The sequence below is a fragment of the Nocardia sp. NBC_00403 genome, assembly GCF_036046055.1.
Lineage (GTDB): Bacteria > Actinomycetota > Actinomycetes > Mycobacteriales > Mycobacteriaceae > Nocardia.
In genome coordinates this window covers 8,505,345-8,530,313 of the sequence record NZ_CP107939.1, presented here as the reverse complement: position 1 = coordinate 8,530,313, position 24,969 = coordinate 8,505,345, and the positions used below count along the sequence as shown (strand labels likewise).

Here is a 24,969-nt window from a genome sequence, read left to right as displayed (position 1 = left end):
ATGTTCAACATCACCATCACCCATGAGTCGCCCGCGCCGCCCTACGAGCAGCTGCGGATGGGCATCATCGCGCAAGTGCGGTCGGGTGAGCTGACCGCGGGCACGAAGATACCGACGGTTCGTGCACTGGCGGCGGAACTCGGTCTCGCGCCGAACACCGTCGCTCGCGCCTATCGCGAACTCGAGGCCGACGGTGTCGTCGAAACCCGGGGCAGGCAAGGCTCGTTCATCGCCTCCTCCGGTGATCCGACCAAGGATGCGGCGGGCCGGGCCGCCACCGACTACGTCAACGCGATTCGCCGTCTCGGTCTGGACAACGAAACTGCACTGCGCTACGTGACATCCGCGCTGGAAAGTTAGGTCCGTGGTCGGCCGAGTGCAGCCCTAACGCCAGCTGGGCAGCCAGAGATGAGCGTGCCAGTTGCCGGGTGTGATCGCCATGCCGGTGAGGATCGGCCAGAGCCAGACGAAGTTGGCGATGACCAAGCCGAGGTAGATACAGACCGCCAACAGGCCGAGACTGTGCCGCTCGTTGGGTGCCGCGGGCAGGAAGGTGCCCGCGGGACTGCGGCGGAACGGACTGCTGCGTGCGGGACCGAGGATGTCGCCGAGCACCAGCGCCACGCCCATCACCAGGAACGGGGCGAGGGCGACGGCGTAGAAGTAGTACATCTGCCGATCGAGGGTGAAGAACCAGGGCAGCAGGGCGGCGCCGTAGCCGACGAGCACCGCGGCGTAGCGCCAGTCGCGGCGGACCGTCGTGCGCCACAGTGCCCAGGCGAGCATCGGGAACGCGATCCACCAGATGGCGGGCGTGCCGATCAGCATCACGGCCTTCACGCACTGGGTTTGGCCGCAGCCGGTGACACCGTTGTCGGCGTAGTAGTAGAGCATCGGCCGCAACCCCATCGGCCAGGTCCACGGCTTGGACTCCCAGGGGTGATGGTTACCGGCCGAGTTGGTGAGGCCGTCGTGGAAACGGAGGGTCTCCCCGCTGTAGAACCACAGCGAGCGCAGCGCATCGGGCAGCCACGAAAAGGCCCCGCCGCGTCCGACCTGATTGCCGACCGCATACCGGTACACGCCGTCCTCGCTGGCGAACCACGCCCAGTAGGAGGCGAGATAGAGGCCTAGCGGGATGAGCACCAGCGCGTACAGCGCGGGCCCGACATCCCGGAGCGCAGTGCCGAACCAGGGGCGGCGCACACCGTATGCCCGCCGCGCTGTCAGGTCGAAGCAGACACTGAGCAGGCCGAAGGCAACTACGAAATAGATGCCGGACCACTTGGTTGCGCAGGCGAGCCCGAGCATCACCCCCGCGCCGAATCGCCACCAGCGCACCCCGAGGCGCGGACCCCATGGACTCGCGTCGATGCGGCCCTCGGCGTCGACGCGCGCGATCCGCGCTCTGACTTCGTCGCGGTCGACGATGAGACAGCCGAAGGCAGCGGTGACGAACAACGCCATGAAGATGTCGAGCATGCCGATGCGCGAGGAGACGAAGGTGACCCCGTCCGCGATCAGCAGGATGCCCGCGATCGCGCCGATCAGCGTGGATCGTGTCATCCGCCGCGTGATGCGAATGACCAGCAGAACCAGCAGGGTGCCCGCGAGCGCGGCGGTGAAGCGCCAGCCCCAGCCGTTGTAGCCGAACATCCACTCGCCGATTGCGATCAGCTGTTTGCCGACCGGGGGGTGCACCACCAGCCCGTAGCCGGGATTGTCCTCGACCCAGCCGCCGGTGAGCATCTGCCAGCCCTGCGGAGCGTAGTGCTTCTCGTCGAAGACCGGAGTGTGCGCGTCGGTCGGGTAATCCAGGTTGGTGAACCGGGTCACCGCCGCGATCGCGGTCAGGAACACGGTGACCGCCCACCCCCGCACCGTGTCGAGCGGCCCGAAATCGGGCGACGGCCGCAGAGGCGCGGGGCTCGACCAGGAGGGCACGGCCCCTGGTGCGGTCGCGCGCTGGTCGGTCACCTGGGTCACGCCCCGATCGTATGCTGTGCGCCCGGAGGGGACGCGCATCGGTGAGCATGCCGCCGCGCGAATCACAGTGCGTACGACTGCCGACGGGGGTGTCTCGATCGGTTCGATGCTCCGGATCGGCAGCGGATGCCCGGCCTTCGGTGGGCGTGGTCGGGATCGACGGCGCCCGGTCGATACGCTGCTACCGGGGCAATTGTCAGGACGAGGCCGATGTGTGGCCGAGGTAGGAGTGCGGTGACGGACGAGGCGGCAACCGGTGCGAACGCGGCGGGCAGGCTGGTGCTCGGTGCGACGCCGATGGGTGACATCGGTGATGCGTCGCAGCGACTGCGCGACACGCTCGGGTCCGCCGATATCGTCGCCGCCGAGGACACCCGGCGGACGCGAGCGCTGGCGAAGGCGCTCGGGGTGGAGATCAGCGGACGGGTGGTCAGGTTCGACGACCATGTCGAGACCGCGAAGATCCCGGCATTGCTCGGCGATATCGAGGACGGGCTGACGGTGCTGCTGGTGACCGACGCGGGTATGCCGTCGGTCAGCGACCCCGGCTATCGCCTGGTCGCGGCGTGCGTGGAGCGCGACCTTCCGGTGACCTGCCTGCCCGGCCCGTCCGCGGTGACGACCGCGCTCGCATTGTCCGGCCTGCCGGTGGAGCGGTTCTGCTTCGACGGTTTTGCGCCACGAAAGTCCGGCCAGCGTCGAGAGTGGTTGCGCACCTTGATCACCGAGCCACGAACCTGCGTCTACTTCGAAGCGCCGCACCGGCTGGCCGATTCCCTCGCCGATGCGGTCGAGGTGCTCGGACCGGACCGTCGAGTCGCGGTCTGCCGCGAACTGACCAAGACCTACGAAGAGGTGGTGCGCGGCACGCTCGCCGAGGTAGCGGCCTGGGCCGTCGACGGCGCGCGCGGTGAGATCACCGTGGTCGTCGCCGGTGCGCAACCCAAGTCCGCCGATCCCGCGGATCTGGTCGAGGAGGTCGAAGCCCTCACCGCCGAAGGACTCCGCCTCAAGGACGCCTGTGCCCGAGTAGCCATCGCAAACGGCACCTCCCGCAACGAGCTCTACGACGCTGTCCTCGCTGCCCGCCGCGACGACGCAGAGTAGTGCGGCCGAGTCGGGTGCGACATCGAGCGCAGTGAAATGGCGGCCCGAGCCGAGCCCGAAACCACCATTCCACTGACGTCGTTGCCGCAGGGGAGGGCGGGGTTACTGGTAGCTGGGGGTGGCGGGGATGGGTTTGCCCTCGGCGACTGCGTCTACGACGGCCATTGCGTCGGCTGCGCGGTATTCCTCCCCGTAGACCGCGCCGGCGCGGCGGGGGGCTTCCATCACGGCCGCGTCAGCGGTGCCGCCGAGGTCGATCGGGACGAAGCCCGCGTCGGTGATCAACCCGGCGACGATGCTCTTGGCCTCGGCGTCGTCGCCGCAAAGCCATTGCACGATACGGTCGTCGCCGGTCCTGGTCGCCGTCTGAGCCTGGAATGCGGCGGTGAGGGTGTTGAACGACTTGGTGTAGCGCGCGCCCGCCATCCGCTCGGCGTTGAATTGGGCGGCGGTGCGCCCTTCCGGTGGCTGTGGCGCGCCGAACTGGTTGGTGGTGTCGATGACGATCTTGCCTGCCAGCGAACCCAGCTGTGGCAAGGCTTCGGGCAGCACCGGCCACGGCACCGAGATCACCACCACCTCGCCGAATGCGACGGCTTCCGTGGGCGTGCCGACCGTGACGGTCGGCCCGATCGAGGCGGCGAGAGCCCTCAGCGTCTCCTGGTCGCGGCTGAAGGCGAGCATGAGCTCATGCCCGGCTGCCGCCAGTTGGCGGGCGATCCCGCCGCCGATGTGTCCCGCACCGACGATGCCGACCTTCATCTTGCTCCAATCATTCTGCGTAGCCGTACTTTTCCCGTTACAGACTCTGCCATCCGAGGCGGGTCGCCGCGTTCCCTCGGGTGACACCCGATGAGGTTTTCGCTGCGGGCTGACACAATCGATCCCATGACCTCACTGGAAGGCAAGGCCAAGGCATTTCTCGAGCTGCATCGCCCCGGCGATCCCGCCGTCTTTCCGACGGTGTGGGACGCGTGGTCGGCAAACCTCGCGGTGGCCGCGGGTTTCTCGGCACTGACCCTCGGCAGCCACCCGGTCGCGGACTCGGTCGGCCGCAGCGACAATGAGGGGATGACCTTCGCGGAGCTGCTGACCCGGGTCCGTCAGATCACCGAGGTCGTCGAGGTTCCGGTGTCGGTCGATATCGAATCCGGCTACGGGCTCGAGCCCGCCCAGCTCATCGAGGGGCTGTTGGAGGCGGGCGCGATCGGCCTCAATATCGAGGACACCGTGCACAGCGAGGGCGGTCGGCTGCGCGGCGCCGAAGAGCACGCGGCCTTCGTGCATGGTCTGCGTCAGTACGCCGACGCGGCAGGGGTGCATGTGGTCGTCAACGCCCGCACCGACATGTTCCTGCGCGAGGACGGCGACGAATCCGATCGCCTCGACCGCGCCATCGCACGACTCCAGCTGGCCGCCGCGGCGGGCGCCGACGTGCTGTTCCCCGTTGGCCGCCACTCCGACGCGGACGTGCGCCGCCTGACGAGCGAACTGCCGCTCCCGGTCAGCATGGTTGCGGTGCCCGGCGAGTCCGACAAGGCGGTGCTCGCCGACCAGGGTGTCGCCCGAATAAGCTTCGGGCCCTACCTGCAGTTCGCGCTCGCCGCCGAGGCGAACCGGCTACTCGACCGCTGGAAGTAGGCCGTAGGCCGCGTCCTGGCCGGCGAATGCATCGAGAAGGTCGCCGCCTTCGGTCATGGCGTACTCGACCCGCCCCGGCCACCGTGCGCGACCGGTTGTTCGGCAGCGCTGGACCAGCTGACCTCGAATACGCAAGAGCCCCCGACCTTCTCTCGAAGGCCGGGGGCTCCGGCACATATTTACTTGTTGCTACGCCTCGGTTTTCGGCTCCACATAGCGCGGATAGACCGCCTCCGGCGCGGGCAGCGGGACGCCGGCCTCGATCGGCGTCGCGATGTCGGCGAAGGTGCGGTTCTGCTGTGCGAGCAGGTCGAGGATCTTGCCCGCCGAACCGGGCATCACCGGCTGCACCAGGATGGCGACAATGCGCAGCACCTCGAGCGTCACGTACAGCACTGTGGCCTCGCGGGCGAGGTCCTCCTCGGTGCCGGACTTGGCCAGCGTCCACGGCGCCTGGGCGGAGAAGTACTTATTGGCCTCGCCGAGGGTCAGCCAGATCGCTTCCAGCGCCAAATGCATTTGCTGGGCATCGAATTCGATGCGGCAGCGGTCGAGTAGGCCATTGGCCCTATCGAGCAGGGCGCGGTCCTCGTCGGTGAACTCACCCGGGGTCGGCACCGCGCTGTTGCAGTCCCTCGCCACCATCTTCAGGCTGCGCTGCACCAGGTTGCCGAATTCATTGGCGAGGTCGCTGTTCATCCGGCCGACGATCGCCTCGTGGCTGTAGCTGCCGTCCTGGCCGTAGGAGATTTCACGCAGTAGGAAGAAACGCACGGCGTCGAGCCCGAAGGCGTCGACCAGGGCGAGCGGGTCGACGACATTGCCGACCGACTTGGACATCTTCTCGCCCTTGTTGTACAGGAACCCGTGCACGAAAACGCGTTTCGGCAGTGCGACGCCTGCCGACATCAGGAACGCGGGCCAGTACACCGTGTGGAAGCGGGAGATGTCCTTGCCGATGATGTGCACGTCGGCGGGCCAGAACTGCTGGAACGTGGCGGATTCCGTGTCCGGGAAGCCGACGCCGGTGATGTAGTTGGTCAGCGCGTCCACCCACACGTACATCACGTGATCGGGATGCCCGGGCACCGGAACGCCCCAGTCGAAGGTGGTCCGGGAGATGGACAGATCCTTCAGGCCGGCCTTCACATAGCTGACGATCTCGTTGCGCCGGGTCGCGGGCGCGATGAATTCGGGATGCTCCTCGTAGAGCGCGAGCAGCTTGTCCTGGTATTCCGACAGCCGGAAGAAGTAGTTCGATTCCTCGGTCCACTCGACCGGCGTCTTCGACTCGGTGGAGATCCGCGTGCCGTCCTCCAGCAGCGTGGTCTCTTCGTCGGTGTAGAACGCCTCGTCGCGCACCGAGTACCAGCCGGAGTAGGTGCCGAGATAGATGTCGCCGTTGGCGAGCATCCGCTCCCACAGCGCGATGCTGGCGACCTGATGATCCGCATCGGTGGTGCGGATGAACCGGTCCAAGGAGATGTCGAGCGTCTTGTCCATCGCTTCGAACACGTCGGAGTTGCGCGACGCGAGCTCCTCCACCGGGATGCCCTCGGCGATCGCGGTCTGCTGCACCTTCTGACCGTGCTCGTCGGTGCCGGTCATGAAGAACACGTCGTACCCGTCGAGCCGCTTGAAGCGGGCAATGGCGTCCGCCGAGATGTACTCGTAGGCGTGCCCGATATGCGGCGCACCGTTCGGGTACGCGATGGCCGTTGTGACATAGAAGGCGGGGCGTTCGGCTGCGCTCATGGTGATGTCTACTGTAATGCGCGTGGTTTCCAACCCTCACGCGAATATCCCCGGACGCGATGCGGCTGCGCTCTTGTCCGCACGCGCCGTTTCTCGTGGCACCGTGCTCCGGTCTGTCGAGACGCGCCGATGAGCGACAAGCGCTCGGCGCCCGCGCTGCCGGAACCCCTTGCCCCCCTGGTGGATGCGCACACCCACCTCGATGCCTGCGGCGCGACCGATGCCGAATCGACGGCCGTCATCGTGGATCGCGCGGCGTCGGTCGGTGTCGGACAGGTGGTCACGGTCGCCGACGATCTTGCCGCCGCGCAGTGGGCCGTGCAGGCCGCGAATTGGGATGCACGTGTGTACGCCGCCGTCGCATTACATCCGACGCGGGCGAATGCGCTCGACGATGCGGCGAAGGCCGAGTTGGAGCGACTGGTCGCCGATCGGCGGGTTGTCGCGATCGGCGAGACCGGACTCGATTATTACTGGCCGGGCAAGCTCGACGGGTGCGCCGATATCGAGACGCAGATCGAAGGCTTCCGCTGGCATATCGATCTGGCGAAGCGCGTGGGTAAGCCGTTGATGATCCACAACCGCGAGGCCGACCACGACCTGCTGACGGTATTGCTCGACGAGGGCGCGCCGGAGACGGTGATCTTCCATTGCTTCTCCTCCGACACCAATATGGCGCTGGCCTGCGTTGCCGAGGGCTACATTCTCAGCTTTTCCGGCACCGTGAGCTTCAAGAACGCGCACGAATTGCGGGAAGCCGCCAAGGTGGTGCCCGATGGTCAGATTCTGGTGGAGACCGACGCGCCATATCTGACTCCGCATCCGTTCCGTGGTGCGCCGAACGAACCGTATTGCCTGCCGTACACGGTGCGGGCGCTCGCGGAGCTGCGTGAGCAGGATGCGGGGGAGTTCGCCGAGATCACCACCGCTAACGCGCGTCGTATCTACGGCATCTGAGCCACGGTCGCGTTAAGACCCCTGACCTCTTCGTTGTGTCCTAGGTCACTATTATTGGTGCGTTTTGTGATCTACCTGCGGTGGTGATATCAATTCGTGATCACTGAAGCCCCTGCTACGCATTCCCCGGTTGTCGACCTCTGACCCCTTCGTTATCGTACTGTGACCATGTCCCCATTCACGAGGATCAACCAGTCGCGCTCGCCGATGCTGTACGCGGCGGTCGCGGCGCTGCTCGTGACGCTGATCGTCGGTGCCGCGATGGCGATCGTGAACCGCAAGACGGTGACGGTGGTCGTCGACGGTGAAATGTCGACGCAGGACACCATGTCGCGCAATGTCGGCGGCGTGCTGAAGGCTGCCGGATTAGATGTGAACGATCGGGACCTCGTCCAGCCCTCGCGGGCCGCGACCATTGCCGACGGCGCGACGATCATGTTGAACCGGGCGCGGGAAATCACGCTGTCGGTGGACGGCAAACCACAAAAGGTGTGGTCCACCGGATTGACGGCGGGCGATGTCGTCGAGCAGCTGCGCCTGCCCGCCGACACCTTCGTTTCCCCGGCGCGCAGGGAAAAACTGCCGCTGGAGGGTGCGGCGGTGAATGTGTTCAGCCCGCGCTCGGTGTCGCTGCTCGACGGCTTCGGGCAGCCGGTCGATGTTCGGCTCGCCGCACCGACGGTCGGTGAATTCCTCACTGCGGCAGGCATTCCGCTGATCCAGCAGGACTCCGTCGAGCCTGCCGCGAACACGGCGCTGATCGATGGCCTGCACATCGTGGTGACTCGCAAGCGGATCGAAAACCGCACGGAGACACTGCCGTTGGATCCGCCCGAGAACGTGATCGAAGACCCGACGATGAACATGAGCCGCACCGTGGTGGAGACGCCGGGTGCGCCAGGGGTGCAGGATGTCACCTTCGCGGTCACCATGGTGAACGGTAAGGAAGAGAGCAGGCAGCCGATCGCCTCGAATATCACGGTGACCGCGCAGCCCAAGACTGTTCGCAAGGGCGCCAAACCGGGCACCGAGGTGCCGCCGGTGCGCGATGGTGCGATCTGGGACGCACTTGCCCGTTGTGAATCGACCGGTAATTGGGGGATCAATACCGGCAACGGTTATTTCGGTGGCATTCAGTTCGATCAAGGCACCTGGGAACGGCAGGGCGGCTTGAAGTATGCGCCACGGGCCGATATGGCGACCCGGGAAGAGCAGATCGCTATCGCTGAAGTCACGCGTGGTCGTCAGGGTTGGGGTGCTTGGCCCGCATGCACCAGCCGCCTCGGTATCGGGGGCTGATTCGCCGCTGCGCGTATTCGGGCCACGCGAGTTGGGTGCTGCGAGGTTGCGGTCTACTCCTGCGTTGGGTGCCAGGTCGAGTTTTCCTGGGTGCCCCGGTGAATTGCCTCTGTGCTTGCGAAATCAGTTGTCCGGTCGCTGGAAAGGGCTCGCCGAGTAAGCGTTGCGTGCGCGGATTTCTACAGGATCTCTGTATCTTTATGGGATTGCTCAGTATTCGCCGCAGAGACCTTGGCGGTGGGGCGCCGAACTGTACACTCGTCCAAGTTTGGGGTGGTTGGGGTTGGCGAGATGAGTTGTTCGATGCGATTGCCGCGGACGTTAGGGCGGACCGTGATTGCCGCGGTGGTCGCTGCTGGAGTTGCGCTAGGGGTGACGAGTGCGCCGGTGGGCGCGTCGAAACCGGGCGTGTTGATTTCCGCGGTAGCGCAGGCGGATGGTTGGCACGGAATGTCCGGCGGGTCGGTGATCGAGTACTGGATGCGCGGTTCGGACGGCACGCCGCGGCCGGCCAGCGGAGCACTCTTCGTTCCCGGGGGTGCGCCGCCCGCGGGAGGCTGGCCGGTGATGGCCTTCGACCATGGCACTTCAGGGCTCGGTGCGGGCTGCGGCGGTCAGGCCGACCCCGTCGGAAGTCCGTTCCGGCGCGGCCGCACCAAACAAGACGAGATGATGCGGCGCACGGTCGAGAAGGGGTTCGCCGTGGTGGCGCCCGACTATCTCGGACTCGGGCGGTTCGACACCGGGCCGCACCCGTACCTGGAAATCGGCACCGAGGCGACCGCCACCATCGACCTGGTTCGCGCGGCGCGCGTGGCGCGGCCCGAACTGTCTCGGACGTGGGGTGTGATCGGCGCCTCCCAGGGCGGGCAGGCCGCGCTCGGCACCGGACACCTGCAGGCGAGCTACGCCCCTGACCTGGACTTCCGCGGCACCATCGCGATCGACCCCGAGTCCGACGTCGAAAAGTTGCTCCCGCTGACCGGGCCCGGCATCCCGGCGATTCCGAAAACCGAAGACTGGATGAGCTTCTATGTGAGCATCCTGGCCGGGCTACGCGCGGCGCATCCCGATATCGATGTCAACGGATACCTGACCCCACTCGGCCGGTCCATCCTCGATGACATCGGTACCGAATGCTCCGGCAAAATCATCGAGCGCGTGCGGGGTCTCGGCATCGGCGACCTGCTGGCCCGTCCGCTGTCGGACCAGCGGATGCGCGCCGCTCTCGACGCTTACATGACCGTGCCGACCAGCGGCTACGACGCGCCGATCCTGTTGCTGCTCAATGCGACCGACACCGTCGTCCCCTCCCCACTGCACGCCGCGCTCGTCGCCCAGTTCGTAGCCAATCGCGTCGACTTCCAGGCCGTGGTCGGTACCAGAAAACATACTCAGCTCAACCAGCAGATGTCGACGGCGCTCGACGAATTCCTCGCGCGCATCTTCGCGGTGCCGTCCCAGCCCTGATGTCACCGGTCCGTGGCGAGGACTGCTGATCGGGCCGACTGCCTTCGGCGGGTTCTCCGGACGCCGCGGACCCCTGCATCGCAGACTGATGCGTGTGCAGGGCGCTGTGGCCGGGTGCCGCCTCGGACGCAGTGCTCCAATTTCCGGGTGGTGCGCTGTTGTGTCGGTGATGCGCTGATGTGCGGGTAGCGCGTTGTTGCTGGACCGGTTGCGTCGAGGCAAGAGGTCGGCTCGGCGCCGGAGTTGGTAGGTTCTTCCAGTGCCCGAACCCGATATTTCCGCTCGTGGGAGCGCTGCCCTGCTCGGGCCCGCCGAGGTGCGGGCGCTGGCCGAGCGGCTCGGTGTGCGGCCGACCAAGCAACTCGGGCAGAACTTCGTGCACGACGCGAACACGGTGCGGCGCATCGTCGCGGCGGCGGGCGTCGGGCGCGGGGACACGGTGCTCGAGGTCGGGCCCGGTCTCGGGTCGCTGACGTTGGCGTTGCTTGACGTGGTGGCATCGGTGGTAGCTGTCGAGATCGATCCGGTGCTCGCCGAGCACCTGCCGGTGACTGTCACGGATCGGGCCCCGGAGTTGGCCGGACACTTGCAGGTCGTCGCGGCCGACGCACTACGCATCACCGCGCGGGACCTGCCCGCGGTGCCGACCGCCCTGGTCGCGAACCTGCCGTACAACGTGGCTGTGCCCGTGCTGCTGCATTTGCTCGCCGAATTGCCGAGCATCACCACGTCATTGGTGATGGTGCAGGCCGAGGTGGCCGATCGGCTTGCCGCCGAACCAGGCAACCGCACCTACGGGGTGCCGAGCGTCAAGGCAGGCTTCTTCGGCGCCGTGCGCCGCGCGGGCGCGGTGGGCACCCAGGTCTTCTGGCCGGTGCCGCGCGTCGATTCGGGTCTGGTGCGGGTCGAGCGCTACCGCGAAGCGCCGTGGCCGATGGACGAAGCACACCGCCGTCGCGTGTTCACCGTGATCGACGCGGCGTTCGCCCAGCGCCGCAAGACACTTCGCGCGGCACTTGCCGGCTGGGCGGGATCACCCGCCGAGGCCGAACGCCGCCTCGTCGCCGCAGGTATCGACCCCACTGCGCGCGGCGAAACCCTGGACACCGCGGCCTTCGTCCGCCTCGCGAATCAGGCGTAGACTCCGATCCCGCCGACACCGATAGCTGCGCGGAGTCGAATGGCGGTTGCGCACAGTACGGATAGCCGCCATTCGACTCACCTCGATGAATCGTGGCGTTGCTCGGCGTTCGATCAGAGCGGCGTGGAATTTGAAGCCAGTTGCGGTGCGTTGGTCGACGGGGTCAGCGGAAGGAGCGCAGGCGCAGGCTGTTGCTGACGACGAAGACGCTGGACAGGGCCATGGCGGCGCCTGCGAGCATGGGGTTGAGGAGCCCGGCCGCGGCGAGGGGGATTGCCGCAACGTTGTATCCGAAGGCCCAGAACAGGTTTCCCTTGATAGTGCGCAGGGTGGCGCGGGAGAGGCGGATGGCCGCACCGACGGTGCGGAGGTCACCTCGGACGAGGGTGATATCGCCTGCTTCGATGGCGAGGTCGGTGCCGGTGCCCATGGCCAAGCCGAGGTCGGCTGCGGTCAGCGCGGCGGCATCGTTGACTCCGTCGCCGACCATTGCCACGACTCTGCCCGAATTCTGTAGTCGCCGTATTGCTTCCAGCTTCTCGATCGGCAGTGCTTCGGCGATCACCTCGTCGATGCCGACCCGGTCGGCGACGGTACCTGCGGCGGCGGCGTTGTCACCGGTCAGCAGCACGGGGGTCATTCCGAGGCGGCGGAGTTCGGTAATAGCCTCGGCGCTGGTCGGTTTGATCGCATCGGCGACCACGAGCACGCCACGCGCCGCGCCGTCCCATGCGACAGCGATCGCGGTATTGCCTGCGCTTTCGGCCGCGGCTTTGGCCGCCGCCAGCGGTGTGGGCAGTGCGATCGACCACTCTTCCAGCAGGGCGCTGCGGCCGACAATCACCGCGCGACCGTCGACGACACCCTGCACACCCTTGCCGCCATGGTTGCTGAACTGCTGCACGGGCGGTACCACCAGTCTGCGTTCGGCCGCGGCGGCGACGACCGCCTGCGCTACCGGATGCTCGGACCCGTACTCCACTGCCGCGGCGATGGTCAGCAGCTCGTCTGCGGACACGCCACGGCCGGCAAGCGGGTCGCCCGCGGACGGGATCTCGTCTCCGGAGGAGATCATGCCCGCAGCGCCGGTGCCGTTCGTGGTGACGATGTCCGCCAACGTCATTCGTCCGGTGGTCACCGTGCCGGTCTTGTCGAGCACGACCGTGTCGATCCGTCGGGTCGATTCCAGTACCTGCGGGCCCTTGATCAGGATGCCGAGTTGAGCGCCGCGCCCGGTGCCGACGAGGAGTGCGGTGGGCGTGGCCAGGCCGAGCGCGCAGGGGCAGGCGATGATCAGTACCGCCACGGCCGCGCCACACGCCACTGCTGTCGATGCCCCGGTGACCAGCCACACTGCCAGCGTGAGCGCCGAAATGACGAAGACGATCGGGACGAAAATGCTCGCGACTCGATCGGCAAGTCGTTGCACCGGCGCCTTGCTGTTCTGCGCCTCTTCGACCAGTGCGACCATCTGTGCCAGTTGGGTATCGGCACCGATTCGGGTGGCGCGCACGGTCAGTAGCCCGCCCGCGTTCACCGTCGCGCCGATCACGACATCGCCCGGACCGACGTCGACGGGCAGTGATTCTCCGGTCAGGAGGCTCAGATCGAGGGCCGAATTGCCTTCGACCACCACACCGTCCGTGGCGATCTTCTCGCCGGGGCGGACGAGAAACAGCTCGTCCACGCGCAATTCCCCAACCGGAACCCGGATTTCGACGCCGCCGCGCAGCACGGAAACGTCCTTTGCCCCGAGCTCGAGCAGCGCTCGCAGCGCAGAGCCTGCCCGATCCTTGGCTCGGGTTTCCAGATATCGCCCGGCCAGGATGAAGACGATCACCCCGGTGGCAACCTCGAAGTACACGTTGGACGCCGCATCGGCCCGCTCGATGCCCAGGCTGAACGAGTGCTTCATGCCGGGCATTCCGGCGTGACCGAAGAACAGCGCGTACACCGACCAGCCGAAGGCGGCCAGGGTGCCGACCGAGATCAGGGTGTCCATGGTCGCGGCGCCGTGCCTGGCATTGCTCAGCGCGGCCCGATGGAAATCGGCGCCGCCCCAGAACACCACGGGCCCTGCGAGCGTGAGCGAAAGCCATTGCCAGTTATCGAATTGCAGCGCGGGGATCATCGCCATCGCGACCACCGGCAGCGCAAGCCCGGTGCTGATCAGCAGTCGTTGTCGAAGTCGATCGAGCGCGGTGGATCTTTCATCGGACCGGTCGGTTTCTGTTGTGGGCGGCGCGGGAACGTGCGCGGTATATCCCGCGGCGTGCACCTGCTCGACCAGCTGTTCCGGCGAAACGGATTGTGGATAACTAACTTTTGCCTTTTCCGTCGCGAAATTGACGGTGGCCGTGACACCCTCGATTTTTCCGAGCCGTTTCTCGATCCGCGCGGCACAGGACGCGCAGGTCATCCCGCCGATCTCCAGCTCGATCGAGCGCTGTTCGGCGGGCGTGGCCATCAGCGATCGCCACCCGGATGCGAGTGACTACCGGATGTGGATGGCACTGTGGATGATTCGACCTCGACGGTGAACTCCGCGGTGTGGACGGATCCACCGTGTGCGAAGTCTAGATACAGCCGATACGCGCCCGCGCTCGGGGCCTGCGCATGGAAGGACACCTCGGGACCCGCAGGGGTGCGGCCGACCTCGCCCTGTGGGTGCACATGCAGGTAGGCAAGGTCGCCGGCGCGTAACGCGACCAGGTGCGCGTATGCGCCGAGATACGGCTCCAGATCGGACACCGGAAGGCCGGCGCGCGCGACGGTGAAGCGCAATTCGCTGCGCGCGGTACCGAGATCGCCTGCCAACGTCACCTGATATCCGTCCACCGTTGCGCTCGGTGTCGGTGGGGGAAGTGGTTGTGGCACGGCCGCTCCCGAGACGGTGATGGTGCGGCTGAGCACCAGATCGCCCGGCCCGGCGCCGCTGGTTTCCGGGACGAAGTCGGCGAATACGCGATACGTGCCCGGGGCCGCCCAACTCCACTCGATCGACCAGGTGCCCGCGTCGTCCATGGTCGGATGCAGGTGCCGATACCCGGTGGTGTCGGATCGGACGACGATCAGATGCAGCTTCTTGTCGTGTTGGGTGGTGAATCGGGTCACCGGAGCCCCGTCGGGCCCGGTGATCCGGAACTGCAGTGAACCGGCCTGGTTCGGTTCCGCCGGAGCGGTCACATCGGACATGGCATAGCCGGATAGTGCATCCGACAGCCCGGTGGCCGCATCTTGGCCGGTGTGCGGCATCGCGCTGTGGTCCGGCGCCTGCGCGGCCGGACCGCCCACCAGGGCGCCGATGCCGAGCGCGATGCCCAACAGCGCGACGAGCCCGCCGCCGACCGCGGCGAACTTCAGCCGGTCCTGCATCAGACGGCGACCTCGTAGCCTGCCTCGTCCACGGCGGCGACGATATCGGCATCGGCGACCGGGGTGGTGCTGTCGACCTTGACCGCGCCGGTCGCGAGGTCCACATCGACACCGGTCACGCCGTCGATCTTGCCGATCTCCTCGCGGACCGAGCTGACGCAGTGCCCGCAGGTCATCCCCGTAACGGTGTAAGTGGTGGTGGCCATGTCCGACTCCTTCGCTCGTGGTTGATCATACGGACCCGGGGTATCCCCGGCACGAATGAACATACCCCCCATGGGTATTACGCGCAAGTGTTGATCGATCGGCCGCGCCGACCGCGTCGTCGGGTAGTCGTTTGCGTCGTGCTCATAGTTCCTGTGGCTGTGGCGTCGTGCTGGTGAACGCCGGAGTTCGGGCACGGGCTCGGCTATCGCCGTGCGGTCGATGCCGACCTGCTGGTGTTCGCTGGAGCGGCGCCCGGCCAGCCGTGCATGGCCCATTCAGCGACTTGCTGGAGCTGGGCCGACGCGGCTCCATCGCGCGCGGCCTGGGACATGCCCTGCATGACTGTGCCGATGTAGCGGGCGAGCATGGCCGCGTCGGTGTCCGCGGGCAGGATTCCCGCGTCGATATCCGCCTGGATGCGGGCAGTGAAGACCTCGATGTTCCGATTGCGCATGCCGCGCAGCAGTGCGGCGATCTCGGCGCTGGTGGTGTTCAGTCCGGCGCTCATCACCAGGCAGCCGTGCGGGCAGTCGGGCCGGGTGTACTCCGTCGCCGCCTCGCGCAGGATGCGCCGCACCGTCGCCTCGGCCGTCGGTTCTTCGGCGAGTGCGCGCGCGACGAATCCGCCGTAGCGCGCGCCGAAGGTTGCCACCACCTCGTTGAACAGCTTGGCCTTGTCGCCGAAGGCGGCGTACAGACTCGGCGCTCCGATGCCCATCGCGGCGGTCAGGTCGCCGATCGAGGTTGCTTCGTATCCACGCGCCCAGAACAGTCGCAACGCCTGCTCCAGTGCCGCATCGCGATCGAAGGAACGGGGTCGGCCCCGGGTGGGTGCGCTCATGGAAATCATTCTATAGCGATCGCTAGAAAATGTGCTAACGTCCATTCTATAGCGATCGCTAGAGAAAGGAACTCGCCTCATGGGTGCACTCACAGGCAAGACGGCACTGGTCACCGGCGGCAGCCGAGGCATCGGCCGCGCCATCGCCGAACGGCTGGGACGGGACGGTGCGCGGGTTGCCGTGCACTACAACGGGAACGAAGAGGCGGCGAAGGAGACCGTTGCGGCGATCGAAGCGGCGGGCGGCTCCGCGTTCGCGATTCGGGCCGAGCTCGGTGTGCCCGGCGACGCCGCCGCACTGTGGGCGGCGTTCGACGCGCACGCCGACGGCGTGGACATCATTGTCAACAATGCGGGGGTCGGCGATGTCCGCACGCCCATCGGCGATACCGACGAAGCCGCCTTCGACCGCGTGTTCGCGGTCAACGCCAAGGCGCCGTTCTTCGTCACGAAGCACGGCCTCGAGCGACTGCGCGACGGCGGCCGCGTCATCAATACCTCTACCGGGCTCACCCACGGCTTCGCGATGCCCCAGCTGATCGCTTACACGATGAGCAAGGGTGCGATCGACGTCTTCACCGCCAACCTGGCCAAGCAACTCGGCGCTCGCGGCATCACGGTGAACGCCGTGGCGCCGGGCATCATCGACACCGATATGAATGCGGCCTGGTTGCGCAACGACCAGGCCGAGGCGATGGTGGCCGACTACTCTCCGCTTAAGCGCGTAGGGCAGCCCGCCGATATCGCGGATGTGGTGGCGTTCCTCGCCTCGGACGACTCGCGCTGGGTCACCGGTCAATGGATCGATGCCACCGGAGGTGCCCTCCTGTAACCGAATGACACACATCCGGTGCATGACTCATCGCGAGCCGCGCACCTGTCGTAGGCACCCGATAGGCGGCTACCTCGCCTCCGCTCGGTCCGGCGCATAAGCGGCTACCTCGCCTCCGCTCGGTCCGGCGCATAAGCGGCTACCTCGCCTCCGCTCGGTCCGGCGCATAAGCGGCTACCTCGCCTCCGCTCGGTCCGGGGCTTGTGGGGGTGGCTCGCCTTTGCTCGGTCCGGCGCAGGTTTGGGACGGACGTTGTCCGGCTGTGCCCACTAAGCTTGACCACCGTGTTGTCAGTTGTGCCCAGCCCAGTCGTCGTGCGCGCCCCGTCCAAGGTGAATCTCCATCTCGGCGTCGGCGACCTGCGCGCGGACGGCTATCACGATCTGACCACGGTGTTCCAGGCGTTATCGCTGAGCGACGATCTAGAGATCTCGCCGTCGGCCTCGCTCATGGTGCGGGTCGCCGGCGAGGGCGCGGCGGACGTGCCGACCGACCGCACCAACCTGGTGTGGAAGGCGGCCGTCCGGCTCGCGCACCTGGCCGGCCGGTCCCCACTGGTGGAAATCGCCATCAGCAAAGGCATTCCGGTGGCGGGCGGTATGGCGGGTGGTAGCGCGGATGCCGCGGCTGCGTTGGTCGGCTTGAACGAGCTATGGGACCTCGGACTGACTCGCGACGAATTATCCTCGGTCGCAGCCGAACTGGGTAGTGATGTCCCCTTCGCGCTGCACGGTGGCACCGCGCTGGGCACCGGCCGCGGCGAGCGGCTGCTTCCGGTGTTGTCCCGCAATACCTTTCACTGGGTGCTCGCACTGGCCAAGGGCGGGCTGTCCACCCCCGCGGTATTCGGCGAACTCGATCGCCTGCGTGCGCACGGCGCCCCGCCTCGCCTCGGCGAGCCGCAACAGCTGATGCAGGCGTTGGCCTCCGGCGACGCGAACCAGCTCGCGCCACTACTCGGTAATGACATGCAAGCCGCGGCGCTCTCGCTGAAACCCGAGCTGCGCCGCACCCTGCGTGCGGGTGTCACCGCGGGCGCGCTGGCCGGTCTGGTCTCCGGCTCCGGCCCCACCTGTGCCTTCCTTTGCGACAGTGCGGAATCCGCCGTGGCGGTCGCCGCCGAACTCGCGGGCGCGGGTGTCTGCCGCAGTGTTCGCACCGCGAGCGGCCCGGTCCCCGGCGCTCGTATCTTGAGCGGCGAGGACCAGGGCAAGCGCTGACGAATCGCGACTAGCCGATGACGTCGGCGAGGCGGTCGACTTGGTCGGCGTCGGCGCCGTAGCAGTAGAGCATTACTTCGTCGGCACCGAGATCGTCGAATTGCTTGATGGCGGCGCGGATTTCGTCGGGCGTGGTGAGCATTCCGGCGACCATGTAGTCGGCGCGGCCACTGAATTCGTAGTAGGCGCCCATGGCGGCGCGGGCTTCCTCGACCAGGTCGGGCGCGCCGAGTGCGACATTGACCTGGGCGACGATGCGGGGCTTACCGGCGCGGCCGTGTTCGGTCCACGAGCGGCGGGCGGTATCGAAGAGGCCACCGGCCCAGGACGGCGCCGCGGCGGCGAGGAAGCCGCCGCCCCAGCGGCCGACGCGGTCGATGGCGGCGGGCTGGAAACCGCCGAAGAGCACCTCGGGGCCTTCGGGGCGCAGCGGCGCGGGACCGACAGGGCCGCAGTCGGTGCCGTAGGCCTGGCCGGACCACAGGCGGCGCATGATCTCCATCTGCTCGTCCAGGCGTCGGCCGCGGGTGCGGATGTCGGTGCAGGAGGCGATGTGATCGTCCTCGCGACCGCCGACGCCGAGACCGAGGACAAGGCGGCCGCCGGACATGCGGTCGAGGGTGGCGGCTTGTTTGGCGAGCAGCGACGGCTCGCGCAGCGGTGCGATGAGCACCTCGGTCTGCACTTTGATGCGACTGGTCGCGCCGGCGAGCATGCCGAGTGCGATAAGGGGTTCCGGGTTGTCGTACACGAGCCGGTCGAGCAGGCCCAGGGTGGAGAAGGGGCCCGCATCGGCGCGGCGGGCCCAATCGAGCAGGGCGGCGGGATCGGAAATAGGCAGACCGAGACCGATGTGCATGAGAAACCTCCAGGTAAGGGGTAGTCGAACCGTGCCGCCCCTTGCACCTCGCGACGAGGTGGGGCTCCCATTCTGCGGCTGTACTTCGAGAGCGCCATTCGAACTAACATTGTTCGTAACGAACGTTGTTCGCTGAAGCCACTGTAAACGAACGCCGTTCGTTCCGCAACTGTCTGCGGCGCCGACCGGAGCGCGGGCGTGACCACGACCGGATCTTCGCATTGGTAACTGCCCGGCGACCTCGGGCGAGTGCCCCCTGGTGAGAACAAGGCTCCTCGGCCGCCCACTTGTATGGCCTGAGGACGCGAAGAGCCGGAACAGTACGCTTGCTCCGGGGCGAGCACTCCGCCCGCGCATGACTCGGAAGGATCTATGTCCAACCTGATCAACCTCGAACAGGTCTCCAAGAGCTTCGGGATCACCCCGCTCCTGGATACCGTGTCGCTCGGCGTGCACGCGGGCGAGCGGATCGGTGTCGTCGGCCTCAACGGCGGCGGCAAGACCACCCTGTTGGAGGTGCTGACCGGCCTCGAGCCACCCGACAGTGGCCGGGTGAGCCGAGTCGGCGGTCTGCGAATCGCGGTCGTGACCCAGCGCGGGGTGCTGCCACCTGGTGCGACGGTCGGTTCCGTGGTGCTGGCCGGGCTGGCCGACGACGCGATGACCGACGATGTCGCCGAACACGAATGGGCTGCCAATCCGCGCATCCGCTCGGTGATGGAGGGCATCGGGATCGCTGGGCTCGGCCTGGAGACCTCGATCGACAACCTATCCGGTGGCGAGCGCCGTCGAGTTGCCCTGGCCGCCGCGCTGGTCCGCGATCTCGATCTGCTCGTGCTCGACGAGCCGACCAACCACCTCGACGTCGAGGGTGTGCAGTGGCTGGCCGAACATCTGCTCAACCGCCGCAGTGCACTGGTGGTCGTGACCCACGATCGCTGGTTCCTCGACACCGTCGCCACCAATACCTGGGAGGTCGTCGGCGGCAAGGTGGAAAGCTATGAGGGCGGTTACGGCGACTGGATCTTCGCCCGCGCCGAACGTGCACGGCAGGCCGACGCCTCCGAAGCGCGACGCAGCAATCTGGCCCGCAAGGAATTGGCCTGGCTGCGGCGCGGCGCGAAGGCACGCACCTCCAAACCGCGCTACCGGGTGGAGGCGGCCGAGGCGCTGATCGCCGATGTGCCGCCGCCACGCGACAGCGTCTCGCTGGCCGCGTTCGCCAGAAAACGTCTCGGACGGGTCGTCATCGAGCTGGAGGACACCACCCTCGCCACCCCGGACGGCCGGGAGCTGGTGCGCGACTTGACCTGGCGTCTCGCGCCGGGGGAGCGGGTCGGCCTGGTCGGCGTGAACGGATCCGGCAAGACGACCCTGCTGCGCACCCTGGCCGGGGACACGGAACCGGCCGCGGGCAAGCGCATTCAGGGCCAGACGGTGCAGATCGGCTGGCTGCGTCAGGAACTCGACGATCTGCCGACCGATATGCGCGTGCTGGAAGCCGTGCAACAGGTCGCGCAGCGAATCATGCTCGGCGACAAGGAGATCTCCGCGGGCCAGCTGGCCGAACGGCTCGGCTTCACCCCGGCTCGCCAGCGCACGCCGGTCGGGGATCTGTCCGGTGGCGAGCGGCGCAGGCTGCAGCTGACCCGCATCCTGATGGCCGAGCCCAACGTGCTGCTGCTCGACGAGCCGACCAACGACCTGGACATCGACACCCTGCAGCAGCTGGAGGACCTGCTCGACAACTGGGCGGGCACCCTGGTCGTCATCAGCCACGACCGCTACCTGATCGAGCGTATCTGCGACTCCACCTGGGCGTTGTTCGGCGACGGCAAACTCACCAACCTGCCCGGCGGCATCGATGAGTACCTGAAGAAGCGCGCCGCGCAGGGCGATGTCGCGATTCGCGCGGGCGCCGCCGAGGTGAAGTCCGCACCTGTGACCGACGCCGCGGCTCAGCGCGCCGCACGCAAGGAACTCTCCAAGCTCGAACGGGCCATCGAGAAGTTCGACGAACGCGAGCAGCGACTACACGCCGCGTTGGCAGAGGCCGCGACGGAGCCGGACAAGCTGCTCGCGCTCGGCGCGGAGCTCAAGCAGGTGGTCACGGAAAAGGAAGCCGCCGAAGAGCGTTGGATGGAACTGGCCGAAGGCGTCTGATCGTGGGTCAGCTGGTGCCTGCGGTGCGGCCGTCTTGGACGACGACCGGTAGGCAGGTTTGTACGAAGTCGGCGCCGAAGCCGGTGAGTGCGATGCTGCGGTAGTGCACCTTGGTGCCGAATCCGGACCGTTTGAGCACCTCGCGCACGGGGGACTGTGCTTCGAGGAGCTGGTAGCGATTCGCGTTGCCGACCGGTTCCTTGACGAACTCGATCAGGCCGAGCCTGCGCAGGTTGGGCAGGTATTGCTGAATGCGGTTCGGGAAGCGCAGTCCCGCGTGTTCGCCGATCAGGTTGAGTCCGGACATGATTCGTTCGGCGCCGAGGCCACGCGGGCGGCCGGTGCGGATATCGATCGAGGGCTGCGGCCCGTCGAGGTGCAGGAAACGCAGGATGCGTGCCTCGTCGGGGGTCAGGTCCGCCAGCATCCTGGCGAAGGCTGGGTGGCTGTCGCTGTGCTCCCCCTGCGTGCTCGCCGACAATCGCAGCAGCGCGGCGCCCTGTTCGCGCAAGGTGGGCAGCGCGGCGGGGTCGGGCGGCTCCGGCGTGGCGGGCAGGCGCAGCGCTCGGCGCACCGCATCGCGCACTTCGGCCTCTGCCTCCGCGAGGACCTCCCGTGGTGGCACACCGGCGACGCTGCCGCGCACGACCGTCGCGCCGACGCCGAGTGCGGTGTCGAAGCTCCACGCGGCGACCTCGGTGGCTGCGGTCACCGCGACCCGCGCAACGCCGGTCGCCGCGCGCACGGTCTTGCGCACGCCGGATTGTCTTCCGCGCGTTGGCGATTCGTCCGCAAACTGGATTTCGGTGATGGGCCGTCGCGCGATCTCCTTCGACGGCGCAGCCGGCTCTAGAGGCTCGACGGCCTGCATATCGTCGCCGTCGCCACCGGGTTCCCTCACCACCATGCTGTTGCCACTCCTGTCCCGAAGATCAGGATATGAGCGTATCCGGCAAACAGGCCGAGCACACCGCCATGGAGGAAAAGCAGCCATTCGTCCTGTTTGATCGCCGATCGCAGCATGTCGACCAGATCGGTGGGCGATAGGGCGGACATTTGCTTGGCGATGTACTCGTTGATCTGCTTGCCCTGCCGGACGTTGAACTCCGGATCGGCGAACGCGATCGGGGCGATGTTCATGGCCTCTGCGGTGAGCGTCGACTGCAGTGCGTTGTACTCGCGGCTGCCGAGCACGAACTTGACCGCCGACTTCGCCGGTCCGAGCGCCCGGTCGGCGGCCGGGCGCAGGGTGTCCTCCAGCATCTGCATCGTGCGGTCCGAGCGCGGACCATTGAGGAGTTCGTCGCCGATATTGGCAACGGTCATGACCTGGCTGGAGACCAATTCCGCGTAGCCCGCGGTGATTTCGGACTGCCGCTTGATCAGCAGGCCTTGCCGCCACGGGCACCACCACTTCGGGTAGGCGGGCGCGAAGATCATATTGATGCCGACCCAGTTGACCACCCAGCCGATGATGACGCCGCCGATCGGCAGCACCGCGAGCGTGGACCATCCGGTCACGTGCAGGATCGCGACGAGCACGGCGCCCATCGGCGCGCCGAAGTAGAAGCCGAAGTTGATCATGAACCGCAGCTCTTTTGCGCCGAGTACTTGGAACAGCTGATTGAGCAGCTGCGGCCGGGCCTGGAAGTAGCGGATGACCATCTGTTTCACATCGAGCAGCTGATCGATATTCGCGCCGAGTTCGTCGGTGAGGTTGCGCAGGATTTCGGGCAGTTGCTGACGGACCCGGTCGTGCACCATGTCGCGCACCTGGGTCGGCAGGTTGTACCAGAACTGGGGATGTTCGCGGCGCAAGATTTCCTCGACGATGTCGTGGATTTGCGTTTCCGCGATAGTAGTCAAATGTTCGGCGAGGGCGTCCGGCTCAATCTCTCGATAGAAGTCGGTGATGCTGCCCAGTTTCGCGAGCCCTTTGTCGACGGCAATGCTCGCCATCTTGTCCGCACGTGACGGCACGATGCCCTGCCAGCCGATTCGGCCGTCGTAGCTCAGTAACGGCAGTACCTGAATTCGCTTGGGCAGGTACGGGTATAACGCACGCAGTCCGGGTAACCGAATGCCGTGAAAGGCGATAGGGCGAAACAGCATCAGGACACCGGTCCAGTTGGTGATGTAGCCGATGATGCCGGTGAAGAGCGGAATCGTAATCAGTTCCAGCGCAATGGTTGGGTGGAACACACTCTCTAACACGACACCCTCCTGCCGATAAACCGGTGATCGCCGCTTCACCGGGAACTCAAAGTAGCACCCTGTCGGCGACTGGACCCTACTGTGAAGTACGGAATGCGGCCAACATCGAGTGTGGCGGGCCACGCCGGATTGTCTGAGACATCAGTCACAGTGCATGTCCAGAATGTCGTACTGCCCATCCGGAGCGGAGACAATGACGACCAACCACATCCCACTCGCCACAGGTACGGGTGCTTGGGGGTTTGCGTCGGCGCGGGGCCGGTCGTGAGCGGCACAGTTGTGAGCGGAAGCCACACGGCTGGCGAGTTGGGCATACCTGGAAGGCTGTCGGGCAATAATCTGTGGGCGTATTCGTTCACTAGGCAATACATCGGAGTAGGACGTGGCAGACGACAGGACCGGACAGGACGTGACCCGGGCCGGTTCCCGCGCGGTCGAGCGCAGCTCGGATGTCGAACAGCGGCAGATCAGCGATGAGGCACGGCTGATCCGCGGTGTGTTCCGGGCGGCAGGGCTGGCGGCGGGCACTGTGGTGCGCGGCAGTCAGTGGGCGGTGAACACCTCCTATGAGGTGACCAAGGAGATCACGCAGGCCGCGCTGGACGGAGAGTCTTCGGCCGATATCGCCGAGCGGACCGGCAATGCGCTGCGGTCTATCGCGCGCAGCGCGCTCGGCGTCACCGAGGGCTCGGTGCGCGAAATCGTCAGCTACGTACCGACTTCCAATGGCCCGGCCGCGCAGCAGGCGATCGGCCTGGGCGCGCCGCTGCATTCGGCCTCCATCGAGGACCTGCGCCGCCGCGGTGACGCGCTGCTGGCCCGCTCGGCGGATGTCTACTTCTCCGAGGACGTCCATCCGGCCTACGACCGCATTCTCGACGAGCTGGCTCCGGACGAGGCGCGCATTCTGCGCTTCATGGCGTTGAACGGTCCGCAGCCCTCGGTCGATGTGCGGACCAATCGGCCGCTGGGCATCGGCTCGGAGCTGGTGACCGGTGATCTGACCTCGGTGCCGGAGCAGGCCGGCGTCCGCTACCCCGATCGGTCGCGCACCTATCTGATCAACCTCAACCGGCTCGGGCTTACGCTGACCTCGGAAGATCCGGTGGTGCTCAGCCGCTACATGGTGCTGGAAGTGCAGCCCGAGGTCGAGGCGGCGCTGAAAAAAGCGGGCCGGGCGCCGAAGATCGTGCGCAAAAGTCTGCGTCTGACCGAGTTCGGCGAGGACTTCTGCCGCACCTGCTTCACGATCGGAAGTTGATCTTCGACACCCCCGGCTTTCCGAATCGGACGGCCCCGTCATAGCAATCTGATACAAATCTCGCAAATCCCGCAGTACGGCCGCTTCGAATGGGATTGTTTGAGGTATGGATCAGGATGCTGTGTCCGCCATCGGCCGGTTGAAGTTCCGATACCTGCGCGCCCTCGACACCAAATCGTGGGAAGAATTCGCCGACACCATGGTGCCGGAGGCAACGGCGACCTACAGCGAATACCTGCAGTTCGAGTCCCGCGATGCCTTCCTTGCCTTTATGCGCAACACCCTCGGTCCGCACGTCATCACCGAGCACCGATGCGATCATCCGGAGATCGATGTCGACGGTGACACCGCCACCGGTACTTGGTATCTCGCCGACACCGTGCTCATCCCGGCGCACAATATGCTGCTGCGCGGCGCGGCGTTCTACACCGACAGTTACGTGCGCTGCGGCGATGGCAACTGGCGCATATCGCACACCGGCTACGAGCGCACCTATGAGGTGGTCCTCTCGCTGAGCGACCTCCCGAGCCTGCGCCTGACCTCCAGTCGCTGGGGCCTCATCGCCCAGGAAGACGGCAGCTTCGCCTCGGTCGAACGAGAACCAACCACCCCGTTGCGGCGGGAGCCGGACGCCGGGTGAC

Annotated in this window: 22 protein-coding genes; 12 read left to right on the top strand and 10 right to left on the bottom strand. The window is 66.8% G+C overall.

Features of this window, described 5'->3' with window-relative positions; genetic code table 11:
- Complete coding sequence (locus OHQ90_RS38345) at window positions 1–360, top strand: GntR family transcriptional regulator (protein ID WP_328413408.1); 360 nt, start codon at window positions 1–3, stop codon at window positions 358–360.
- Between the two features lie 24 nt (window positions 361–384).
- Here OHQ90_RS38345 and OHQ90_RS38340 read toward each other — a convergent pair whose 3' ends face one another.
- Complete coding sequence (locus OHQ90_RS38340) at window positions 385–1,986, bottom strand: dolichyl-phosphate-mannose--protein mannosyltransferase (protein ID WP_328406156.1); 1,602 nt, start codon at window positions 1,984–1,986, stop codon at window positions 385–387.
- A 210-nt stretch (window positions 1,987–2,196) separates the two neighbouring features.
- On the opposite strand from OHQ90_RS38340, the gene rsmI reads away from it, so the two are divergent.
- Complete coding sequence (gene rsmI, locus OHQ90_RS38335; RefSeq protein WP_442941272.1) at window positions 2,197–3,093, top strand: 16S rRNA (cytidine(1402)-2'-O)-methyltransferase; 897 nt, start codon at window positions 2,197–2,199, stop codon at window positions 3,091–3,093.
- A 102-nt stretch (window positions 3,094–3,195) separates the two neighbouring features.
- On the opposite strand, the gene OHQ90_RS38330 is transcribed toward rsmI, so the two are convergent.
- Complete coding sequence (locus OHQ90_RS38330; protein ID WP_328406154.1) at window positions 3,196–3,855, bottom strand: NADPH-dependent F420 reductase; 660 nt, start codon at window positions 3,853–3,855, stop codon at window positions 3,196–3,198.
- Between the two features lie 126 nt (window positions 3,856–3,981).
- Between OHQ90_RS38330 and OHQ90_RS38325 the strand changes: the two genes are divergently transcribed.
- Complete coding sequence (locus OHQ90_RS38325; RefSeq protein WP_328406152.1) at window positions 3,982–4,734, top strand: isocitrate lyase/PEP mutase family protein; 753 nt, start codon at window positions 3,982–3,984, stop codon at window positions 4,732–4,734.
- Window positions 4,735–4,923: 189 nt separating this feature from the next.
- Here OHQ90_RS38325 and metG read toward each other — a convergent pair whose 3' ends face one another.
- Window positions 4,924–6,489, bottom strand: coding sequence for a methionine--tRNA ligase (metG, locus tag OHQ90_RS38320; protein ID WP_328406150.1), 1,566 nt, complete (start codon window positions 6,487–6,489; stop codon window positions 4,924–4,926).
- A 129-nt stretch (window positions 6,490–6,618) separates the two neighbouring features.
- Here metG and OHQ90_RS38315 point away from each other — a divergent pair, with 129 nt between their 5' ends.
- From OHQ90_RS38315 to rsmA, 4 genes are all read left to right on the top strand, one after another.
- Window positions 6,619–7,446, top strand: coding sequence for a TatD family hydrolase (locus OHQ90_RS38315; protein ID WP_328406148.1), 828 nt, complete (start codon window positions 6,619–6,621; stop codon window positions 7,444–7,446).
- A gap of 168 nt (window positions 7,447–7,614) precedes the next feature.
- Window positions 7,615–8,745: a transglycosylase family protein gene (locus tag OHQ90_RS38310; protein ID WP_328406146.1), complete on the top strand. Its 1,131-nt coding sequence runs from the start codon at window positions 7,615–7,617 to the stop codon at window positions 8,743–8,745.
- A 303-nt stretch (window positions 8,746–9,048) separates the two neighbouring features.
- On the top strand, window positions 9,049–10,215 hold the full coding sequence (locus OHQ90_RS38305; RefSeq protein WP_328406144.1) for a lipase family protein: 1,167 nt from the start codon (window positions 9,049–9,051) through the stop codon (window positions 10,213–10,215).
- Window positions 10,216–10,474: 259 nt separating this feature from the next.
- On the top strand, window positions 10,475–11,356 hold the full coding sequence (rsmA, locus tag OHQ90_RS38300; protein ID WP_328406142.1) for a 16S rRNA (adenine(1518)-N(6)/adenine(1519)-N(6))-dimethyltransferase RsmA: 882 nt from the start codon (window positions 10,475–10,477) through the stop codon (window positions 11,354–11,356).
- Window positions 11,357–11,519: 163 nt separating this feature from the next.
- On the opposite strand, the gene OHQ90_RS38295 is transcribed toward rsmA, so the two are convergent.
- The 4 genes from OHQ90_RS38295 to OHQ90_RS38280 form a co-directional block, all read right to left on the bottom strand.
- Entirely contained in the window at window positions 11,520–13,823 is a 2,304-nt protein-coding gene (locus OHQ90_RS38295) for a heavy metal translocating P-type ATPase (protein ID WP_328406140.1), read from the bottom strand.
- The gene (locus tag OHQ90_RS38290) at window positions 13,823–14,731 is read right to left on the bottom strand and encodes a hypothetical protein (RefSeq protein ID WP_328406138.1); all 909 of its coding nucleotides are present in this window, start codon (window positions 14,729–14,731) and stop codon (window positions 13,823–13,825) included. The genes OHQ90_RS38295 and OHQ90_RS38290 overlap by 1 nt, the downstream gene beginning before the upstream one ends.
- Entirely contained in the window at window positions 14,731–14,937 is a 207-nt protein-coding gene (locus OHQ90_RS38285) for a heavy-metal-associated domain-containing protein (RefSeq protein ID WP_328406136.1), read from the bottom strand. Before OHQ90_RS38285 ends, OHQ90_RS38290 begins: the two co-directional genes overlap by 1 nt.
- 203 nt (window positions 14,938–15,140) lie before the next feature.
- Window positions 15,141–15,779: a TetR/AcrR family transcriptional regulator gene (locus OHQ90_RS38280; RefSeq protein WP_328406134.1), complete on the bottom strand. Its 639-nt coding sequence runs from the start codon at window positions 15,777–15,779 to the stop codon at window positions 15,141–15,143.
- Between the two features lie 79 nt (window positions 15,780–15,858).
- Here OHQ90_RS38280 and OHQ90_RS38275 point away from each other — a divergent pair, with 79 nt between their 5' ends.
- Window positions 15,859–16,611: an SDR family oxidoreductase gene (locus tag OHQ90_RS38275; protein ID WP_328406132.1), complete on the top strand. Its 753-nt coding sequence runs from the start codon at window positions 15,859–15,861 to the stop codon at window positions 16,609–16,611.
- A gap of 284 nt (window positions 16,612–16,895) precedes the next feature.
- Window positions 16,896–17,831 carry a 4-(cytidine 5'-diphospho)-2-C-methyl-D-erythritol kinase gene (locus OHQ90_RS38270; RefSeq protein WP_328406130.1) on the top strand — a complete coding sequence of 312 codons (936 nt, stop codon included), beginning with the start codon at window positions 16,896–16,898 and terminating at the stop codon, window positions 17,829–17,831.
- 10 nt (window positions 17,832–17,841) lie between these two features.
- On the opposite strand, the gene OHQ90_RS38265 is transcribed toward OHQ90_RS38270, so the two are convergent.
- A complete protein-coding gene (locus OHQ90_RS38265; protein ID WP_328406128.1) occupies window positions 17,842–18,690 on the bottom strand; it encodes an LLM class flavin-dependent oxidoreductase in 849 nt (282 codons plus the stop codon).
- 372 nt (window positions 18,691–19,062) lie between these two features.
- Between OHQ90_RS38265 and OHQ90_RS38260 the strand changes: the two genes are divergently transcribed.
- Window positions 19,063–20,853: an ABC-F family ATP-binding cassette domain-containing protein gene (locus tag OHQ90_RS38260; RefSeq protein ID WP_328406126.1), complete on the top strand. Its 1,791-nt coding sequence runs from the start codon at window positions 19,063–19,065 to the stop codon at window positions 20,851–20,853.
- A 7-nt stretch (window positions 20,854–20,860) separates the two neighbouring features.
- Here OHQ90_RS38260 and OHQ90_RS38255 read toward each other — a convergent pair whose 3' ends face one another.
- Together OHQ90_RS38255 and OHQ90_RS38250 are read right to left on the bottom strand one after the other, a co-directional pair.
- Window positions 20,861–21,760 (bottom strand): Abi-alpha family protein, encoded by a 900-nt coding sequence (locus OHQ90_RS38255; protein WP_328406124.1) that lies wholly within the window; start codon window positions 21,758–21,760, stop codon window positions 20,861–20,863.
- Complete coding sequence (locus OHQ90_RS38250; protein ID WP_328406122.1) at window positions 21,751–23,067, bottom strand: hypothetical protein; 1,317 nt, start codon at window positions 23,065–23,067, stop codon at window positions 21,751–21,753. Before OHQ90_RS38250 ends, OHQ90_RS38255 begins: the two co-directional genes overlap by 10 nt.
- A 382-nt stretch (window positions 23,068–23,449) precedes the next feature.
- Here OHQ90_RS38250 and OHQ90_RS38245 point away from each other — a divergent pair, with 382 nt between their 5' ends.
- Both OHQ90_RS38245 and OHQ90_RS38240 read left to right on the top strand, forming a co-directional pair.
- Window positions 23,450–24,328, top strand: coding sequence for an Abi-alpha family protein (locus OHQ90_RS38245; RefSeq protein ID WP_328406120.1), 879 nt, complete (start codon window positions 23,450–23,452; stop codon window positions 24,326–24,328).
- A 106-nt stretch (window positions 24,329–24,434) separates the two neighbouring features.
- Window positions 24,435–24,968, top strand: coding sequence for a nuclear transport factor 2 family protein (locus tag OHQ90_RS38240; protein ID WP_328406117.1), 534 nt, complete (start codon window positions 24,435–24,437; stop codon window positions 24,966–24,968).
- The last annotated feature ends 1 nt before the right edge of the window (window position 24,969 follow it).

What these genes read in the sequence shown, in the direction of transcription:
- OHQ90_RS38345 (WP_328413408.1), top strand. Translation starts at nt 1, where the DNA reads ATGTTCAACATCACCATCACCCATGAGTCGCCCGCGCCGCCCTACGAG.
- rsmI (WP_442941272.1), top strand. Translation starts at nt 2,197, where the DNA reads ATGTGTGGCCGAGGTAGGAGTGCGGTGACGGACGAGGCGGCAACCGGT.
- OHQ90_RS38330 (WP_328406154.1), bottom strand. Translation starts at nt 3,855, where the DNA reads ATGAAGGTCGGCATCGTCGGTGCGGGACACATCGGCGGCGGGATCGCC.
- OHQ90_RS38325 (WP_328406152.1), top strand. Translation starts at nt 3,982, where the DNA reads ATGACCTCACTGGAAGGCAAGGCCAAGGCATTTCTCGAGCTGCATCGC.
- metG (WP_328406150.1), bottom strand. Translation starts at nt 6,489, where the DNA reads ATGAGCGCAGCCGAACGCCCCGCCTTCTATGTCACAACGGCCATCGCG.
- OHQ90_RS38315 (WP_328406148.1), top strand. Translation starts at nt 6,619, where the DNA reads ATGAGCGACAAGCGCTCGGCGCCCGCGCTGCCGGAACCCCTTGCCCCC.
- OHQ90_RS38310 (WP_328406146.1), top strand. Translation starts at nt 7,615, where the DNA reads ATGTCCCCATTCACGAGGATCAACCAGTCGCGCTCGCCGATGCTGTAC.
- OHQ90_RS38305 (WP_328406144.1), top strand. Translation starts at nt 9,049, where the DNA reads ATGCGATTGCCGCGGACGTTAGGGCGGACCGTGATTGCCGCGGTGGTC.
- OHQ90_RS38295 (WP_328406140.1), bottom strand. Translation starts at nt 13,823, where the DNA reads ATGGCCACGCCCGCCGAACAGCGCTCGATCGAGCTGGAGATCGGCGGG.
- OHQ90_RS38290 (WP_328406138.1), bottom strand. Translation starts at nt 14,731, where the DNA reads ATGCAGGACCGGCTGAAGTTCGCCGCGGTCGGCGGCGGGCTCGTCGCG.
- OHQ90_RS38285 (WP_328406136.1), bottom strand. Translation starts at nt 14,937, where the DNA reads ATGGCCACCACCACTTACACCGTTACGGGGATGACCTGCGGGCACTGC.
- OHQ90_RS38280 (WP_328406134.1), bottom strand. Translation starts at nt 15,779, where the DNA reads ATGAGCGCACCCACCCGGGGCCGACCCCGTTCCTTCGATCGCGATGCG.
- OHQ90_RS38275 (WP_328406132.1), top strand. Translation starts at nt 15,859, where the DNA reads ATGGGTGCACTCACAGGCAAGACGGCACTGGTCACCGGCGGCAGCCGA.
- OHQ90_RS38265 (WP_328406128.1), bottom strand. Translation starts at nt 18,690, where the DNA reads ATGCACATCGGTCTCGGTCTGCCTATTTCCGATCCCGCCGCCCTGCTC.
- OHQ90_RS38260 (WP_328406126.1), top strand. Translation starts at nt 19,063, where the DNA reads ATGTCCAACCTGATCAACCTCGAACAGGTCTCCAAGAGCTTCGGGATC.
- OHQ90_RS38255 (WP_328406124.1), bottom strand. Translation starts at nt 21,760, where the DNA reads ATGGTGGTGAGGGAACCCGGTGGCGACGGCGACGATATGCAGGCCGTC.
- OHQ90_RS38240 (WP_328406117.1), top strand. Translation starts at nt 24,435, where the DNA reads ATGGATCAGGATGCTGTGTCCGCCATCGGCCGGTTGAAGTTCCGATAC.